Origin of the sequence: Cognatishimia sp. F0-27 (assembly GCF_020667845.1) — a bacterium.
Classification (GTDB): Bacteria; Pseudomonadota; Alphaproteobacteria; order Rhodobacterales; family Rhodobacteraceae; genus JAFMPQ01.
Window position 1 is genome coordinate 71089 of the sequence record NZ_JAFMPQ010000008.1, and the last position, 15812, is coordinate 86900.

A 15812-nucleotide genomic window follows, 5' to 3' on the forward strand; every position below is an offset into this window, starting at 1 on the left:
GACAGGATGGAAGACTGCATGCCTGTTCAGCGGGTTTCGGGAATATAGAGACGCCCCTCCATCCACGCGCGCAACGGGGCGGAGCGCGGCGCGGCGAGCCGTTCGGTCAGCGGACCGGTTTCGGCAACCATGCCGTCTTGCAGAAAGACAAGATCGTCGCCAATGCGACGGGCCTGACCGGCGTCGTGGGTGACGGTTACAAGGGTGACACCGGCAGAGCGCGCCTCTCCAAGCATGGTCTCCACAAGCTGGGTGGAGGCCGGATCGAGGCTTGCGGTGGGCTCATCAAGAAACAGAAGACGGGGGTTGGCGGCCAGCGCCATGGCCAACGCCAGACGCTGTTGTTCGCCACCGGAAAGACGCCGCGCGGGGCTGTTGGCGAGCGGTTCGAGCCGCGCGCGCACAAGCCCTGCGGCGACCCCCTCTGCGCGATAACGGCGCGGCACGCCACGCGCAGCGAGCGCGAAACGCAGGTTCGCGGCCACCGAGCGGCGCAGAAGCACGGGCCGCTGGAACACCATGGCCTGCTGCGCGCGCGCGGCGGCATCAAGCGGTCGGGCTTCCCAGAGCACCGCGCCGCCCGTCGGGCGCGCCAAGCCGTGCAACACGCGAAGCAACAGGCTCTTGCCGGCACCGTTCGGCCCCATGATGACGCTGTGGCGCCCGGCCCGAAGATCCAGCGTGACATCCTTCAACAAGGCCCGGCCTGCCGTCTCGAAGCGCAAGGCCTCCGCCCGCATCAAGACCGCAGCGGCGGTCTGCGGGGAGTGACCGCGGCTCAAGAGATCCTGCGCAGCCAGATCACGCATAAGCCGCCCGCTCCGCCGTCTGGCGCACTGCCATGACCGCTGCATTCACGATCAGAGCCAGCATCAGAAGCACAACTCCCAGCGCCAGCGCCAGATGCAGATTGCCCTTGGAGGTCTCCAGCGCGATTGTCGTCGTCATGACCCTTGTGACGTGGTTGATATTGCCGCCCACGATGAGCACCGCACCAACCTCTGCAACCGCCCGGCCAAAACCCGCGAGCGCCACGGTCAGCAGCGCGTAGCGCGCATCCCATAACAGCGCCGCGATCCGGTCGTGCCAGCGCACGCCGAGCGAGGCGAATTGTTCGGCATATTGGCCGTCGAGATCCTCGACCACCTGACGCGTCAGGGCGGCGATGATCGGCGTGACCAGCACGGTCTGCGCAATGATCATGGCCGTGGGCGTATAGAGCAGGCCCAAAACGCCAAACGGCCCCGAGGCCGAGAGCGCAAGATAGACCATGAGCCCGACCACAACCGGCGGCAATCCCATCAGCGCGTTGAGCAAAAGCGCCACGCCCCCGCGCCCCGGAAACCGCAGGGCGCCAACCGCCGCACCGAGCGGAAAGCCGATGATGCAGGACAGCGCCACGGCGGTCAGCGTCACACGCAAAGACAGAAGCACAATGGCCCAGAGGTCCGGATCACCGGATGCGATCAACCCCAAAGCTTGCACCAGCGCATCCAACATGACTGTCTTTTCTCCCTATCGCGGGAAAAAATGCACCAAAACACATAAAAGTGCCATGCCTTTCTTTACGACTTTGGTCGGATCGCCCCGGTCGCAGACAGGGTATGGTTTTCGTTCGTTGACAGGATGACCCGTCGTAACCCACCATCAGATCACTCATTTGCTGCTCTCAATTCTTTGCCACAGGGGGTTTTCATGCGCTTTTTTGCTGTCGCCGCGGCCTTCGCGGCATGTTTTGCCGCCAGCGCTCTGCCCGCGCAGGACTTCGTGGGGTTTGACCGTGCGAGCTTTGGGAGCGTTGTGTTGAAGCGCAATCAGACTGCGGGGGCGGGCGACGTCTCGCTCGAACTGTCGGTCGGCAGCTACAACAACGAGTCGATCACCAATTATTCGGATGACAGCATCTTTGCCCGGATCGGCCTGTCGGTCGGGCGGCTCGACATCCTGACCGACAACGGCGTATTTCCCTGCACCGCCTTCATCGTGTCCAGCAGGCATGTGCTGACGAATTACCACTGCGTGCCCGGCATTCTCGACAATGAGCGCGCCCGCGCCACGCGGATCGATGCGGTGCAGTTTGTCGCCGGATACACCCAGACCGGGGTCGAGGAAGGCACGCAGAAATTTGTCGTGCTGCCCAACCCGGTCGAGGCGCATCAGGATCTCGATTACGCGCTGCTTGAGGTGATCGGCAATCCGTCTGCCGATTACGGGATGCTGGAGTTGTCAGACCGCACCCCGCGCGACGGCGATCCCTATTGGGTGATCGGACACCCGATGGGCGAAGCGCAGCGGATCAGCCGCGAGCAGTGCCGCGCCAACCGTCCCGCCGTCTCGGGCGCGCGCCTTCTGCACACCTGTGACACGCTGCCCGGCAATTCCGGCTCGCCGGTGATCGATGCATCGTTGCAAAAGGTGGTCGGTCTGCATCATGCGGGCTCCAAGAAGGACAGCGTGAATTTCGCGATCCCGATGCACGCGATCATCGCACGCTCCGAGGTGCTGGAGGCGGCGCTGCGCGCGCCCGGCGGCGGCACGGTGAGACCGCCCGTCACCGACGCCAGCCCGCCGCCCGTGGATCCCGGCCCGGTCGTCACGCCCGATGCACCGGAAGCCAATATCTGCGACACGCTGTATGCCGAAGCCAAGAATTTCGGGCGCTGCTTTGCCTATGAGGCCTATATCCAGCGCTGTGACGCGCATACCTTCGCGCCCTTTGCCGCCGCCTTCATCGCCGATCAGTGCAGCGCGCCGGAGACTCCGGTGGAGAAACCGCCCGCGCCAATGGCCAAGGCGCCGCTGCGTCCGTGGTGCGCCAATGGCGGGCTGAACGCGACCGAGCGCGCGATCTGCGGCAGCGAATGGCTGGCCGGGCTCGACGCAGATCTTGAGCGCGCCTATCGCACCCAGTCCGGCAAGGCCACGGCGGCGCAGCAGCGCGCGTGGATCGCCAATACCCGCAACGCCTGCGGCAGCAACGAGACCTGCATCGGGCGCGAGACCTCCTCGCGGGTGGCCTATCTCACGGCGCCCGTCGCGGCCCCGCCGCCATCGGGTGGCGCGGATTATCGGCTTGTGCGCGGCAATTACCAACTGCCCAGCGGTCAGTGCTATATCGTGACCGCCTCACGCGCGAGTGTGGCCGAGGCGCGGGCCTTCGTGCGGCAGTGGTTTGCAGGGCGTAACGGCGTGCGCATCTTCCAGTCGCAGAACGGCTTTTTCGGCATCACCGTGGAGACGATTGCCACCTCCCGGAGCGATTGGCGGCTGAACCAGCTCAAGTCGCAAGGCGCGATTCCCGGTGACAGCTTCTGTTCCTCCGGGCGGCTCTATGTGGCGGAGGTCGTCCGCGCGGCGGGCGGCGGCGACGCTGGCGGTGGACGCGTGATGTATGCGGACAACAACGCCGATGGCGGGCTGAACGTCCGCTCCGGCCCCGGCACGCAGTTCAATGACTTCACCGAAATCGCGCCGGGCACGGCACTCACGGTGCGGCGCAGCTCCGGCAACTGGTCCAATGTCACGCTCCCAAACGGGCGCGAGGGCTGGGTCTACACGCCGCTGCTGACCGCGACGAAACCCTATGTGCAGCAGTGTTCCGCCCGTGTGGTGCGGCTCGATCCGCGCAATTGGGGCGGCTCCAACAGCTATCTCAACATGCGCGACAAACCCTCGACCGCCGCGCGCAAAGTGTCCGAAGTCTACCTCGACGACAGCGTCCGCGTGCTCGCACAGCGCGATGGCTGGGCGCGGATCGCCTGCGTGTCCGGCGGATGCACCAACCCCAACAACGGACAAGCCCGGGCAACCGGCTGGTCCAGCGCAAAATTCCTTTCAATCCGATGCAATTGACGCCGGCGGTCTGCACCAGGCCGGCGGTTCCAGAACGATCAGGAGAGCCGACATGACATTTTCAGATTTCCTCCGCAGCACGGCCCTTGTCGCCGCAACCTTCATCGCGGGCCCCGCGCTCGCGCAAGACGATCAGGCCCCGCCGATGATGGATCTGCCGATGGATGCCACGGCGGAGGAGCAGGCCGCCTTTGCCGTGCTCGACAAGCATTGCGCGCGCTGCCATCAGGAAGGCGCGCTCAAGGAAGGGCTGACCAAGCCGAAATCCGGGTTCGGCCATGTGCTCGACATCCGCCGCCTCGCGCAGGATCCCAAATTTGTGCTGCATGGCAAGCCGGACGCCTCCAAGCTGCATCAGGTCATGCTGCCCTCCGCGGCCCCACCGATGCCGGACGATTGCTCCTATGACAATCTCGACTGCTTCCCGACGCAGGCGGAGATCGAGACCGTGCAGATGTGGATCACCTCTCTTGCCGATCAGGCCCCGCCCGCCCGCGAAATCGTCACCATGGCGGAGATGTTCGAGGCCGCGCATCAGGATCTTCAGAAACAACCCACCAACCGCCAGGACCGGATCCGCTACCTGTCGTTGCGCCCGGTGCATAACGACACCGATGTGAGCGCCGAGAACCTCGAAGGCTACCGGCAGGCGACGATCAAGCTGATCAATGCGATGAGCTGGAACCCGACGCCGTTCAAGTTCGAGCCGGTGGACGAGCATCAGACGCTGATCCGGATCTTCCTGCCGGATATCGACTGGGACGCGGCCAACTGGCACCGGCTCGAGGAGCTTTACCCTTACGGCGTGACCTCCAGCGTCGACGCACATCTGCAACAGCTTCAGCACCTCAGCGGCAGCCAGATCCCGGTGATCCGCGCCGATTGGTTTGCGGCCACAGCACCCGTCTCGCCGCTCTATTACGACCTGCTCGGCATGCCCGACACGGTGCAGGGACTGGAGCGGATGATCGGCCTCGACATGGTCCGCAACATCAAAAACGAACAGGTGATCCGCGCCGGGTTTCAGGACAGCGGCGTCTCCACTCATAACCGGCTGATCGAACGCCACGCGCTTGGCACCGGGTTTTTCTGGACGTCGTATGATTTTGCGGGCTCCAAGGCGCGGCAGAGCTTCTTTGAATACCCGCTTGGTCCCAAGGAAGCGTTTGGCGAAGAGCTGTCCTTCGAGCATGACGGCGGCGAGAGCATCTTTACCCTGCCCAATGGCTTTCACGCCTATTACCTCAACACCGCCGATGGCGCGCGTCTCGATGTGGGCCCGACCCAGATCGTGCGCGATGACGATTATACTGATGGCACCGGCGAGGTGGTGAACGGCATTTCCTGCATCTCGTGTCATTCGCGCGGCATCCGCTTCAACGAAGACAAGGTCCGCGACGTGGCGATGGCCAACCGCGCGCTCTCCCCTGCGCAGCGTCAGACAATCGACGCGCTCTACCCCGGACAGCCGGCGGTGGATGCGATCATGAAGCAGGACATGGACCAGTTCTTTGGCGCGATGCGCTCCGCCGGGCTTGACCCGGAGCGCACGGCGGGCGGGCTTGAGCCGGTGCGCGGGCTCTTTGTCTATCACGTCGATCAGTTCGTCGATTTTGCGCAGGCCGCCAACGAACTGGGCCTGACCGAAGACGAGCTGCGCTCGCGCGTCGCTTTTGTCGGGCACGATCTTGCCTCGATGATGACCCGGCTCGACCAGTCGCCGATTGCGCGCGACGAATGGGCGATGGCCTATGCCGCGCTGCTGCCCAAGGTCACCGATTACCAACCGATCCTGACGGATGCGCCGGTGCCCGACACGCTGAGCTATTCGGTGCAGCAAGTGGTCGGCGCGCGCCATGTGCAGGCCGCTGCCCCTGCAAAACGCGAAGCGCCGGACACGTATGACGATGCGCGCGATGTGGCCCAGCACAAGCCTGCCGATCATTCGGTGCCGACCCGCTCGCATCTCACCGTCTATACCGATCAGCCGACCTACAAGGTGGGTGAGGCGCTCAAGGTGATCATCGAGCCGCGCCACGATTGCCGGCTGACCCTGATTTCAGTCGATGACAAGCATCGCTCCTGCGTGCTCTACCCCTTCCCCGGACTGGAGGACATCGTGATCCCGGGCGGCACGCAATACATCTTCCCGCCACGCGGTGGGCTGCGCACCACCGAAGCGGGTCTCGAGACGATCATCGCGATCTGCAACGGGGGCGACAAGGCGATCGGGCTGGAGACGCGTGACACGTCGAAGGTCTCCTGTGACGCGAACCACCGCACGCAGGACGACGTAACCTACCGCGATATCGTGCAGGAAACGCTGGTGCTCGATCTCAATGACGACGCCAAGGTAACGGATGCGGGCGTGCAATACCGCGCCACCTCCGATCACAACCCCGACGTGGCCAAGGCGCGCATCACGGTTCCCGTGACCGATCACTGAGCGCCTGACCGGGGCGCGGCTTTGTGCCCCGGTCGCTTGTCCGTCTCTCAAAACCCGTCCCATCCGCCTGCAATCACCCGAAAGGGGCCCAAGATGAAACCGCTCCTGACTGCCCTCTCTTTCGCACTCGTCACCGCTCTGCCACTCGCGGCTCCGTCCCCGGCACCCGCGCAGGTCTTCATTCCCGGCGAAGACGACACCATCACCATTGAACGCGCGCCGCGTGACCCGCTGGCTGCCTGCCTTCTGAACGCCGATAGCCAGAATTGTGCGGCAGCAGCACTGTCGACGCAGAACGAGAGCGGCGGCATGGTCTTTGAGTCCACCGCTGACATCGCCTACGAGACGCTGGTGCTCGATCTCGACGAGGGCAAGGTGACCAAGACCGACGCCCCGCCCCCCGCGCCCGTGGATTATGCCGAGCCGAAACCGAAGGATCACGGGCGCGTGGCGCTCCCCTCCGTCGCGATCACCATCGAGTTCGACTACAACTCTCATCTCGTGCGCGGCGATCAGCGCGGCAAGCTCGCCTCTCTGATCAAGGCGATGCAGGATCCCGCCTTGCAAGGCGCGCAATATGCGGTGATCGGCCATACGGATGCAAAGGGGTCCTTTGCCTATAACTGCGACCTGAGCCGACGCCGCGCCGCAGAAGTGACCCGCGCGCTGGAAGCCAATTACGTGCTCACGCCGCTCTATCCTGTTGGGTTCGGGGAATACGTGCTCAAGGACGCCGCCTACCCCGATGCGGCCGCCAACCGGCGCGTGACATTCCTGCGGCTGCCCGATCATGCGGGCGAGGTTCTGCGCACCGCCCAATCGGTTTGCGGCTGAGCGCCGTCTTCTCGCCTCATGCGGCCACGCCCAGCGCGTGTCGCGCATCTGCCAGCGCAGTCTTGAACCGGGGGTCGTGCCTGGCGCCCAGGACCGAACCGAACAGCGCCTTGTATCCGCCGCATCGAGGTCCTGCCGCCCCGAAAGATCTTGAGAGCATAGGCATGCACCGCTCGCCATGCGTTGCATCTTGGCGTGACTCCGCGCGAGGACGGGCCTTTGCTTCGCCGTTGCTTGGCGTACCGTGTCACTGACCGCCACCCGCCGACCGATGGCTTGAGGGGCGGCGCCTTGTTTCGGAGCCTCTACCGGGCCGCGCCCACCGCCCGTCGGCAAACAGAGGGCACGCCCTTTGGCGGCGTCGCCAATCCGGACCCGCATGGCCCCTTTCGGCACAGGGCCTCACAGCCCAGCCATCCCCGATTTGAGCCCCCGCCTGTCCGGCAAGCGGGCGCATCGAGACGGGCCCCGGCGTTTCGCCTGTCTCCGACGCGCGGTTTTCGGCACAAACGCTCGGTCCGGCGGCCAAGGACCAGACCGATCAAGGCCGGCCATCGCTCAGATGGGGATGACAGCACCCGGGTTCAGGATCCCGCGTGGATCCAGCGCCGATTTGATCGCCCGCATGCTATCGAGCGCCACCGCGTCCTTGCGGCGCTGCATCGAACTCAGCTTCGTGCGTCCAATCCCATGCTCGGCGGAAAACGACCCGCCAAAGGACATGAGCACGTCTTCCACAGCTTCAACCAGCATATCCTTGTGCGCATCCGCCGTCTCACCGGGCCAGACAGAATAATGGATGTTCCCATCACCCAGATGTGCAACGACAACCGAGGCCGCTTGCGGATCGACCGCGTCCAACCGGGCATCGAGCGCTGCAAGCGCGGGCTCCACGTCATCAAGCGCCACGGCGAGGTCACAGACAATGGCGCCGGGCTGCGACAGCGAGACCTCTGCCGCGGATTCACGAATGGCCCAGAACTGCGCGCGCTGCGCTTCGGACTGCGCCACCACCGCATCCAGAATCGCTCCGTCTTCCATCATTTTGGTCAGGACCGCTTCCATATATCCCGCAAGCACAGGCCGTCCGTCGAAATCCTCCGCCATGTCACGCTCTGCGGTTCCGGCAAGCTCCACCAAAACCGTCACGGGCTGCGGCTTCGACAGGACCGGGCGGATTTCCGGGTGAAGCTGGCCATGCGCCTCCAGGAACCGCGGCGACATGTATTCAAACGCCTCGACCGCGCCGCCCGAGACATCCTGGAGAAGGTTGAGCAGCTCCAGCGCCTCTCCCAACGTCCGCAAACCGACAAAGCCCGTTGCGCGCGCCACCGGTTTTTGCACCAGCTTGAGCATGGCGCGGGTGATGATCCCGAGCGTGCCCTCTGCGCCTATCAACAGGTGCCGAAGATCATAGCCCGAGTTGTTCTTGTGCAGCGCCGAGGTCAGATCCATGACCCGGCCATCGGCCATCACGGCCTCCAGACCAAGCACCAGATCGCGGGTATTGCCGTAGCGCAGCACGTTGCTGCCCCCGGCATTGGTCGACAAAAGCCCGCCAATCCGCGCCGATCCGCGGGCGCCGAAGGTCATCGGGAAGGCGAGCTTGTGCTCTGCGCAGGCATCGTGCAGGTCGCTCAGGATGACCCCGGCCTCGACCTCGGCCACGCGGGCACGTGGCCGGATTTTCGGCGCTGCATTGAGACGCTCCATGGACAGCATCACGGCGCCCTGCCCGCTGGTGCCGCCCGCCAGTCCGGTGTTGCCGCTGATCGGGACCACAGGCTGTGACGCATCATGGCAAAGCGCCATCACCGCCGACACCTCCGCCGTGCTGCCCGGGCGCACGACGCATAGCGGCGTCCAGCGATAGGCCCCGGTCCAGTCCCGGGACCATGGCGCGCAATCCGATCCCGTCAGCACGTGGTGCGCGCCGAGACAATCGCGAAACCGGGAAATCAGCGCGTCGCTCATGGGATGCCCACGCCAAAGGTCAGCGACGCCCAAAGGCTTTCCCAGACCGGGTCCGTCTCCGATTCCGCGACGAGCGGGCGCATCACCACGTGATCGGCCAGATACATCCATCCCGGTTCCACCGGCAATCGCGCGACCCCATCCGCGTCCGTGCGGTGCAGCGTGACCGTCACGGTGCCCTCGGGATCACGCGCAAAAAGCTCGACCTGGACGTCGGGCCGTGGAGCCCCCTGATACAGCACGCGCACGGGAAGGCCGTCGCTCACGTCGTCGGTGTAGGGGTTTGCAAGCGCGACGATCTCCGTCTCAAGCCCGACTTCGCTGTCCGCGCCCTGCCCCCCGGCCACCGCGATCAGGCTTTTGGCGTGGCGCGAGTATCGTTCGCGGAAGCCCTGTTGCGGCAAGCCCCGCTCGGCATGTTCCGCAAGAACCTCTTCGAAATCCTTGTGCTCCGTGAAATTCACGAACTTGTCCCACTCGCGGTAGGTCAGGGTGTAATCCTTGGTGACATGCACGATCACCGCGAGCCCGTCATCCGGTGCGACCATGGTGAGCGCCGGTCGATCGCCTGCGCGCCCGTCGACCGGGGTCACCGTCCCGTTCATGACAATGTCAAAGCGTTTGAAATTCGGCGGAACGTAGCTGTAGGAGGAGCCCTTGAGCGTCTCTCCGACCCGGATTGCGGCGACGATCTCGCCTCCGCTTTCCACTGTGAACCGGTCCGGATCAATCCAGAATTCATGAGCCAATGCCGGCGCCGCCAGCATCAACAGACCCACTATCATTGTCCGAATTCTCACGACATGCTCTCCTCTTGCTCTGACACAGAGCGTAGTGCGGTGCGCTGCAAGCGCAATGACCGAAACTCGCCAGTCACGCGCCCGTCATTCTGGCGAAAGCCCTGCGCCACGGGACCAGCCCGCCCCATCGCGTTATGGCGCGCGGACGAAGGGCGCGCGGAAGCAAGTCCGCCGTTCATCGCGCCACCACCCCGGATGCGATCGCGCGTTCCAGTTCGGCCGCATAAGCGGCGATGCGTGCGTCGAGTTTGCGTGCGATCTGCGCCTTGGCGACTTTCATCGGTTGCATCAGCACCTTTGCGGAGAGCGATTTGGCCAGCACGTCGACCGTTACCGTCGCCACGGTGCCGCCGGTGCCATGCGGCGCAAGCGCGAGCGCTGTCACAAACTCCACCCCTCCCGCCCGCGCGAGAAAGCCGATCCTGACCGGCTCTGTGCAGTCCTGCACCACAACAGAAATATCGCGGACCACACCATGCACCTCGCTGCGCATCTGCCAAGCCGTGCCCACCGCAAAGGCCGCGTCAGGAGGCACGCGTTTCGGGTCCAACCCGCTGTTGCGGGCGCGCGCCTCGATCCAGTCGCAATCGCTCAGCAGTGCAAAGACATGTTCGGGCGCGGCCGCGATCTGCGTTGTCGACGTGAACTTCATGCACCTTTCACTTCCTGAAGCCCCGGGGCAGGCGAACCCGTCCCCCAGGCGATTCGGCCTGTTTATCGCGGAACCACTTAATCCAAAGTATCCGCGAGCCAATTGCGCAGGAGAAAATGCGCGATAGCCCCTTTGCGCGCGGGCTTGAGCCACGGGTGGTCGCCCGCAAAGGCAAGCGCCACCTCTTCGCGCGTGACCCATTGCGCGTCTTCGATCTCGTTGGGGTCGATGGCCAGTTCCCGTGACAGCGCTTCGCCCTGACAACCCATCATCAAGGACGCCGGAAACGGCCATGGTTGGGACGCGAGATAGCGCACGCGGCCAACCGTGATACCGGCTTCCTCGAACACCTCGCGCCGGACCGCCGCTTCGATTGTTTCACCCGGCTCCACAAACCCCGCGAGGCAACTATACATCCCGTCCGGCCAGCCCGGAGAGCGCCCCAGCAAACACGCATTGCCTTGCGTGATCAACATGATGACCACCGGGTCGGTGCGTGGAAAATGATGCGCCCCGCAATCGGGACAAATCCGTTGCCATCCGGCCTGATGGATTTCCGATGCCGCCCCGCAGCGCGCACAAAACCCGTGTGTCGCGTGCCAGCCCAGAATGGCCTTGGCCGTGGCCGCTAGTTCGGCATCGCGCGCGTCAAGCCGGATCATGATCGCGCGCAGTTCTGCAAAGCGCATCGTCGGTGGCAGCGCCGGATGGTGTTGCTCCGAGGGATCGAGGAACCCGCCCAGCGTATCGGGATCAAGATCGCCCGGCGTCCAACCCGAGATGTCATGGGCAAAAACCGGGGCCTCACCTTCGCGCCCGAGAAAGATCGGCGCCTCCGTCGCGTGTGACAAAACCGGGTGCGTCGCCGCCAAACGCACAACGCCAAGCGTGTCATCGCCATCGACAAGCACCTTGCCGCGCCAGAGCAGGATGATCCGCGCCCGCGCGTCCTGCAGGGCTCCGGCAACAGCCCCGATATCGCCACGCAGCTCTGCCGCGCGATCAAGGCCGGAGCCCCCGAAGGTCACCGTTTCTGCGTGCTCCATGATCCGCGTCTCCCCTCTCGTCGCGCGGACCCTGCACAATGCAGGCTGTGAGGGCAAGCGTTCGCCAATGTCATCCGTTTCCAGCGACCAAAAAAGAAGAAACGCAGCGTCACCGGTCTTCCTATGGTTGCAATGCAGATGGAATTACGTTTCTTTTGATGAAACAATCGATGTTAAGATCGTGCGAACCCCTCGCTCAGGAGCCACGATCATGACCCATCCCTTCACCTCGACCTTGTCTCGCAGAGGTTTTCTCGCGGGCGCCACCGCCGGAGCAGCCGTGATCACGCTTCACCCCTTTTCCGCCCGTGCCGCCACCAACCAGGCGCATCTGAGGATCATGGAAACGACCGACCTGCATGTGCATGTGTTTCCGTATGACTATTATGCGGATCGCCCGCGCGACACGGTCGGCCTGTCGCGCACGGCCACGCTCATCGACGGGATCCGCGCGGAGGCCACCAACACGCTGCTTGTCGATAATGGCGATTTCCTGCAAGGCAATCCGATGGGGGACTACATTGCCTATGAGCGCGGCATGAAGGAGGGCGACACCCACCCGATCATCGATGCGATGAATGCCGTCGGCTACGACGCCGCGACCATCGGCAATCACGAATTCAATTACGGGCTGGATTTCCTGATGAAATCCATGGCCGGCGCCGACTTCCCGGTCATCCTGTCGAATGTCGCGCTGGAGGCGGGGGCGTCCCCGCGCGAGGACAAGACGCTTTTCAAGCCTTACGTGATCCTCGAGCGGATGCTGACCGATGGTGCCGGGACCAGCCATCCGATCAAGATCGGCCTCATCGGCTTCACCCCGCCGCAGGTGATGAACTGGGACCGCAAGCACCTCGAAGGCAACGTGACAGCGCGCGACATCGTCGAGACCGCGGAAGCCTACGTGCCGGAGATGCGCGAGGCCGGGGCGGACATCATCATCGCGCTGAACCATTCCGGCATCGGCAGCGCGCAGCGCAGCGACGGGATGGAAAACGCGTCGGTTCCTTTGGCCGCGCTCGACGGGGTGGATGCCATCGTGACCGGGCACAGCCATCTTGTCTTCCCCTCGCCGGCCTATGCCGATTTTGCAATGGTGGACGTGGACGCGGGCACCGTCTCGGGCAAGCCCGCCGTCATGGGCGGATTCTGGGGCAGCCACATGGGGCTGATCGACCTGATGCTGGAACGCGAGGGCGGTTCCTGGCGCGTCGTCTCTTCCGAAACCGAAGCCCGTCCCATCGCGCGGCGCAACGAAGACCGCTCCGTCACGGCGCTTGTGGAGGACAGCCAGACCGTGTTGGACAGCGCCGCCAAGGCCCATGAGGAAACGCTGGCCTATGTGCGCCGCGCCGTGGGCAAGACCGATGCGCCGCTGCACAGCTATTTCGCGCTGGTCGCCGATGACCCCTCGGTTCAGATCGTGAGCCAGGCGCAGCGCTGGTATCTCGAACAGATGCTGAGCGGCACCGAATACGCGGGACTTCCCTTGCTTTCGGCGGCAGCCCCCTTCAAGGCCGGTGGCCGCGGCGGTCCCGACTACTACACCGATGTCGCGCGTGGCGATGTCGCGATCAAGAACGTGGCCGATCTCTACCTCTATCCAAACACTGTCCGCGCCGTGAAAGTGACCGGCGCGCAGCTGCGCGACTGGCTCGAACGCTCGGCCGGCATGTTCAACCAGGTTGCACCGGGCAGCGCGGATGCAACCCTCCTCAATCCCGAGTTTCCGTCATACAATTTTGACGTGATCGACGGGGTCATCTATCAGATCGACCTGTCTCAACCGTCAAAATTCGGCCCGAGGGGCGAGTTGGAAAACCCCGATGCCAACCGGATCAAATCCCTTGTCTACAACGGCCAGCCCGTCACGGATGACATGGAATTCGTGATCGCGACCAACAATTACAGGGCCTCGGGGGGCGGCGATTTCCCCGGTGCGGGTGGCGATACGATCATCTTCGAAGCGCCCGATACCAACCGCGACGTCATCGTGCGCTATATCGTGGAGCAGGGCACAATAGACCCGAAGGCCGATTTCAACTGGTCGTTTGCGCCAATGCCCGGAACGTCGGTGCTGTTTGAAACCGGGCCGCGGGCCGCAGACCATGTGGACAGCGTCGAGACGCTCGACATCGAACCTGCCGGCGACGGTGCGGACGGCTTCGCACGATACCGCATCAACCTGTAATCTCGTGCCGGGCGGAGGGTGCGCCCCATCGCGCATCCTCCGGTGACCCGCGCTGTTCCGGAATGCCGGCAAGGCGCGCAACGGTTTCAATTCGCAACAGATTTTATCGGTAACCCTTCGTTAAGCCGTCTTCTCTAGGCATTGCGTCTGCGACAGATGCTTGGAGGTTGCGGGGATGTTCACACCAACGGTCATTGGTTCCGGCTTGGCGGGCTTCAACTTCCTGCAACGGACCCGCGAGCAACAGCAGTCGGTGTTCGAACAATCGCCGCAAATCTCCCGTGACACGCAGAAATTCGTTGATCAGCTCGCCGACGTGCAGAGCTCCGAACAACTGATGGAAAACCGCGACCTGCTGCGCGTGGCGCTTGGCGCGTTCGGGTTGAGCGACGATATCGACAACCGCGCCTTCATCCAGAAAATCCTCGATTCCGACCTCAGCGATTCGAAATCGCTTGCCAACCGCCTTTCCGACAAGCGGTATCTGGCCTTTGCACAGGCGTTCAACTTTGCCTCGGAGGACGGCCCGCAGCTGCCCAATCCAAAATCCGCCGATGAAGTGGCGCAGCAGCTTGCCGATCTCCAGAGCGCGGATGACCTGCTGAACGATCCCGTGCTGCTGCGCGCGACGCTGACCAATTTCGGGCTCGAAGACGATGCGCGGAACAGTTTTTTCCTCAAGAGCGTTCTGGAATCGGATCTGTCCGATCCGGACTCCTTCGTCAATCAGCTCAGTGATCCGCGTTACGTTGAACTTGCGGAGGCCTTCGGCCTTGGGGAAAAACTGTCCCGGCAGGACACGATCTACGGTTTTGCGGATCTCTTCGCGGGCAAGGCGAGCGAGATTCGCACCTATGACGATCTGGCCGCGGAGCCGGAGCTTCTGGACGCGGCGTTGCGAATCTTCGGTCTTGAAGAGGATGCTGCGCGGCCGGGCTTCATCGAAGCGGTCCTGAATTCGGACCTGAGCGATCCCGCCTCGGTCGCCAACAGCGAGGACGATACCCGCTACGCGGCCCTTGCCGACGCCTTCGGCTTTGCCGAGCGGGTTGCCGATGAGGCCAGCGGATTGACGTTCACAAGCAAGCTTGAGGGTTTCGTCGACACCGTGGCCTCACGCAGCACGGAGATCGCGAGCCCCGCCGAGTTCTTTGCCGATATTCCGCTGATGCTCGATACGATTGAGTTTTTCGACCTGCCGCGCCGCGACGATCGGGTGGCTTTCGCCAACCGGATCCTGACATCTGACCTTGCGAACCCGAATTCGCTCGTCAACGCGGTCAGCGATGACCGCTACCGGGCCTTCGCGAACGCTTTTTCCTTCAAGGAACCGGAAAGCGCGCGCGTCTATCCCGCCGGCTTTGCGGAGCAAATTGTCCAGAACTACATGGATCGCCAGTTTGAAATCAGCATCGGCAATGTGGACCCGACAATGCGGCTGGCCTTGTCGCTCGAACGGGACCTGTCGCAGGTGATGGAGACGGCAAGCACCAAGGATGCCCGATGGTTCGCTGTCATGGCATCAAAACCGCTGCGGCAAGTCTTCGAGACGGCCCTCCAGCTTCCTCAGAGTTTCGGGACACTCGATATCGACCGGCAATTGGTCGACTTCAAGGAGCGTTCCGAGCGGTTCTTCGGAACCGACGACCTGAGCGCCTATCTTGAGCCGGACCGCCTTGAGGAATTGCGCAACCGCTTCCTGTTGCAAGACGCCGTGCGTGTCGAGCCGCTGGCGCAGCAACCGTCCGCGGCACTGTCTTTGCTCGGGGGGCTTTAGACGCCGCTCGCACGACCCTCGCGGCTCTCGGCCCGGTGGTCCGCGGCCTGATAGGGGGCATTCGGGTTGGACTTGCAACCCAAGCCCGGGACCTCGGCGGCACGGCCTTGGACCGACGAACACGGTCGCACATACCGCTTTTGCCGGAACGAAGGCGGAAACCCTCTGCGCACAGGTCATCCTTACGGATTTACCCCGGGACCGTCCCGGATTACTTGGGACAGGAACATCCGATGAGGT

The 15812-nt window shown here is 63.9% G+C and carries 11 protein-coding genes; 5 read left to right on the top strand and 6 right to left on the bottom strand.

What is annotated here, in order from left to right; genetic code table 11:
* Nucleotides 1–26 precede the first annotated feature (26 nt).
* Both J1C49_RS06320 and J1C49_RS06325 read right to left on the bottom strand, forming a co-directional pair.
* On the bottom strand, nucleotides 27–809 hold the full coding sequence (locus J1C49_RS06320) for an ATP-binding cassette domain-containing protein (RefSeq protein WP_227444964.1): 783 nt from the start codon (nucleotides 807–809) through the stop codon (nucleotides 27–29).
* Nucleotides 802–1500: an ABC transporter permease gene (locus J1C49_RS06325; RefSeq protein ID WP_227444965.1), complete on the bottom strand. Its 699-nt coding sequence runs from the start codon at nucleotides 1498–1500 to the stop codon at nucleotides 802–804. Before J1C49_RS06325 ends, J1C49_RS06320 begins: the two co-directional genes overlap by 8 nt.
* Nucleotides 1501–1695: 195 nt before the next feature.
* On the opposite strand from J1C49_RS06325, the gene J1C49_RS06330 reads away from it, so the two are divergent.
* The 3 genes from J1C49_RS06330 to J1C49_RS06340 all read left to right on the top strand — a co-directional run bounded on the left by J1C49_RS06330 (nucleotide 1696) and on the right by J1C49_RS06340 (nucleotide 7132).
* On the top strand, nucleotides 1696–3852 hold the full coding sequence (locus J1C49_RS06330; RefSeq protein ID WP_227444966.1) for a trypsin-like peptidase domain-containing protein: 2157 nt from the start codon (nucleotides 1696–1698) through the stop codon (nucleotides 3850–3852).
* Nucleotides 3853–3904: 52 nt separating this feature from the next.
* Entirely contained in the window at nucleotides 3905–6298 is a 2394-nt protein-coding gene (locus J1C49_RS06335) for a DUF4384 domain-containing protein (RefSeq protein ID WP_227444967.1), read from the top strand.
* A 93-nt stretch (nucleotides 6299–6391) separates the two neighbouring features.
* On the top strand, nucleotides 6392–7132 hold the full coding sequence (locus tag J1C49_RS06340) for an OmpA family protein (protein WP_227444968.1): 741 nt from the start codon (nucleotides 6392–6394) through the stop codon (nucleotides 7130–7132).
* Between the two features lie 558 nt (nucleotides 7133–7690).
* Here J1C49_RS06340 and J1C49_RS06345 read toward each other — a convergent pair.
* From J1C49_RS06345 to nudC, 4 genes are all read right to left on the bottom strand, one after another.
* Nucleotides 7691–9106: an FAD-binding oxidoreductase gene (locus J1C49_RS06345; RefSeq protein ID WP_227444969.1), complete on the bottom strand. Its 1416-nt coding sequence runs from the start codon at nucleotides 9104–9106 to the stop codon at nucleotides 7691–7693.
* Complete coding sequence (locus J1C49_RS06350; RefSeq protein WP_370639378.1) at nucleotides 9103–9906, bottom strand: DUF4198 domain-containing protein; 804 nt, start codon at nucleotides 9904–9906, stop codon at nucleotides 9103–9105. The genes J1C49_RS06345 and J1C49_RS06350 overlap by 4 nt, the downstream gene beginning before the upstream one ends.
* Nucleotides 9907–10081: 175 nt before the next feature.
* Complete coding sequence (locus J1C49_RS06355; RefSeq protein WP_227444970.1) at nucleotides 10082–10558, bottom strand: SRPBCC family protein; 477 nt, start codon at nucleotides 10556–10558, stop codon at nucleotides 10082–10084.
* A 77-nt stretch (nucleotides 10559–10635) separates the two neighbouring features.
* Nucleotides 10636–11604, bottom strand: a complete 969-nt coding sequence (nudC, locus tag J1C49_RS06360) for an NAD(+) diphosphatase (protein ID WP_227444971.1) — start codon at nucleotides 11602–11604, stop codon at nucleotides 10636–10638.
* Between the two features lie 211 nt (nucleotides 11605–11815).
* Between nudC and J1C49_RS06365 the strand changes: the two genes are divergently transcribed.
* Nucleotides 11816–13795, top strand: coding sequence for a bifunctional 2',3'-cyclic-nucleotide 2'-phosphodiesterase/3'-nucleotidase (locus J1C49_RS06365; RefSeq protein ID WP_227444972.1), 1980 nt, complete (start codon nucleotides 11816–11818; stop codon nucleotides 13793–13795).
* Between the two features lie 175 nt (nucleotides 13796–13970).
* Nucleotides 13971–15572 carry a DUF1217 domain-containing protein gene (locus J1C49_RS06370; RefSeq protein ID WP_227444973.1) on the top strand — a complete coding sequence of 534 codons (1602 nt, stop codon included), beginning with the start codon at nucleotides 13971–13973 and terminating at the stop codon, nucleotides 15570–15572.
* Nucleotides 15573–15812 lie beyond the last annotated feature (240 nt).

Coding starts and splice junctions, on each gene's coding strand:
- J1C49_RS06320 (WP_227444964.1), bottom strand. CDS start 809: ATGCGTGATCTGGCTGCGCAGGATCTCTTGAGCCGCGGTCACTCCCCG.
- J1C49_RS06325 (WP_227444965.1), bottom strand. CDS start 1,500: ATGTTGGATGCGCTGGTGCAAGCTTTGGGGTTGATCGCATCCGGTGAT.
- J1C49_RS06330 (WP_227444966.1), top strand. CDS start 1,696: ATGCGCTTTTTTGCTGTCGCCGCGGCCTTCGCGGCATGTTTTGCCGCC.
- J1C49_RS06335 (WP_227444967.1), top strand. CDS start 3,905: ATGACATTTTCAGATTTCCTCCGCAGCACGGCCCTTGTCGCCGCAACC.
- J1C49_RS06340 (WP_227444968.1), top strand. CDS start 6,392: ATGAAACCGCTCCTGACTGCCCTCTCTTTCGCACTCGTCACCGCTCTG.
- J1C49_RS06345 (WP_227444969.1), bottom strand. CDS start 9,106: ATGAGCGACGCGCTGATTTCCCGGTTTCGCGATTGTCTCGGCGCGCAC.
- J1C49_RS06355 (WP_227444970.1), bottom strand. CDS start 10,558: ATGAAGTTCACGTCGACAACGCAGATCGCGGCCGCGCCCGAACATGTC.
- nudC (WP_227444971.1), bottom strand. CDS start 11,604: ATGGAGCACGCAGAAACGGTGACCTTCGGGGGCTCCGGCCTTGATCGC.
- J1C49_RS06365 (WP_227444972.1), top strand. CDS start 11,816: ATGACCCATCCCTTCACCTCGACCTTGTCTCGCAGAGGTTTTCTCGCG.
- J1C49_RS06370 (WP_227444973.1), top strand. CDS start 13,971: ATGTTCACACCAACGGTCATTGGTTCCGGCTTGGCGGGCTTCAACTTC.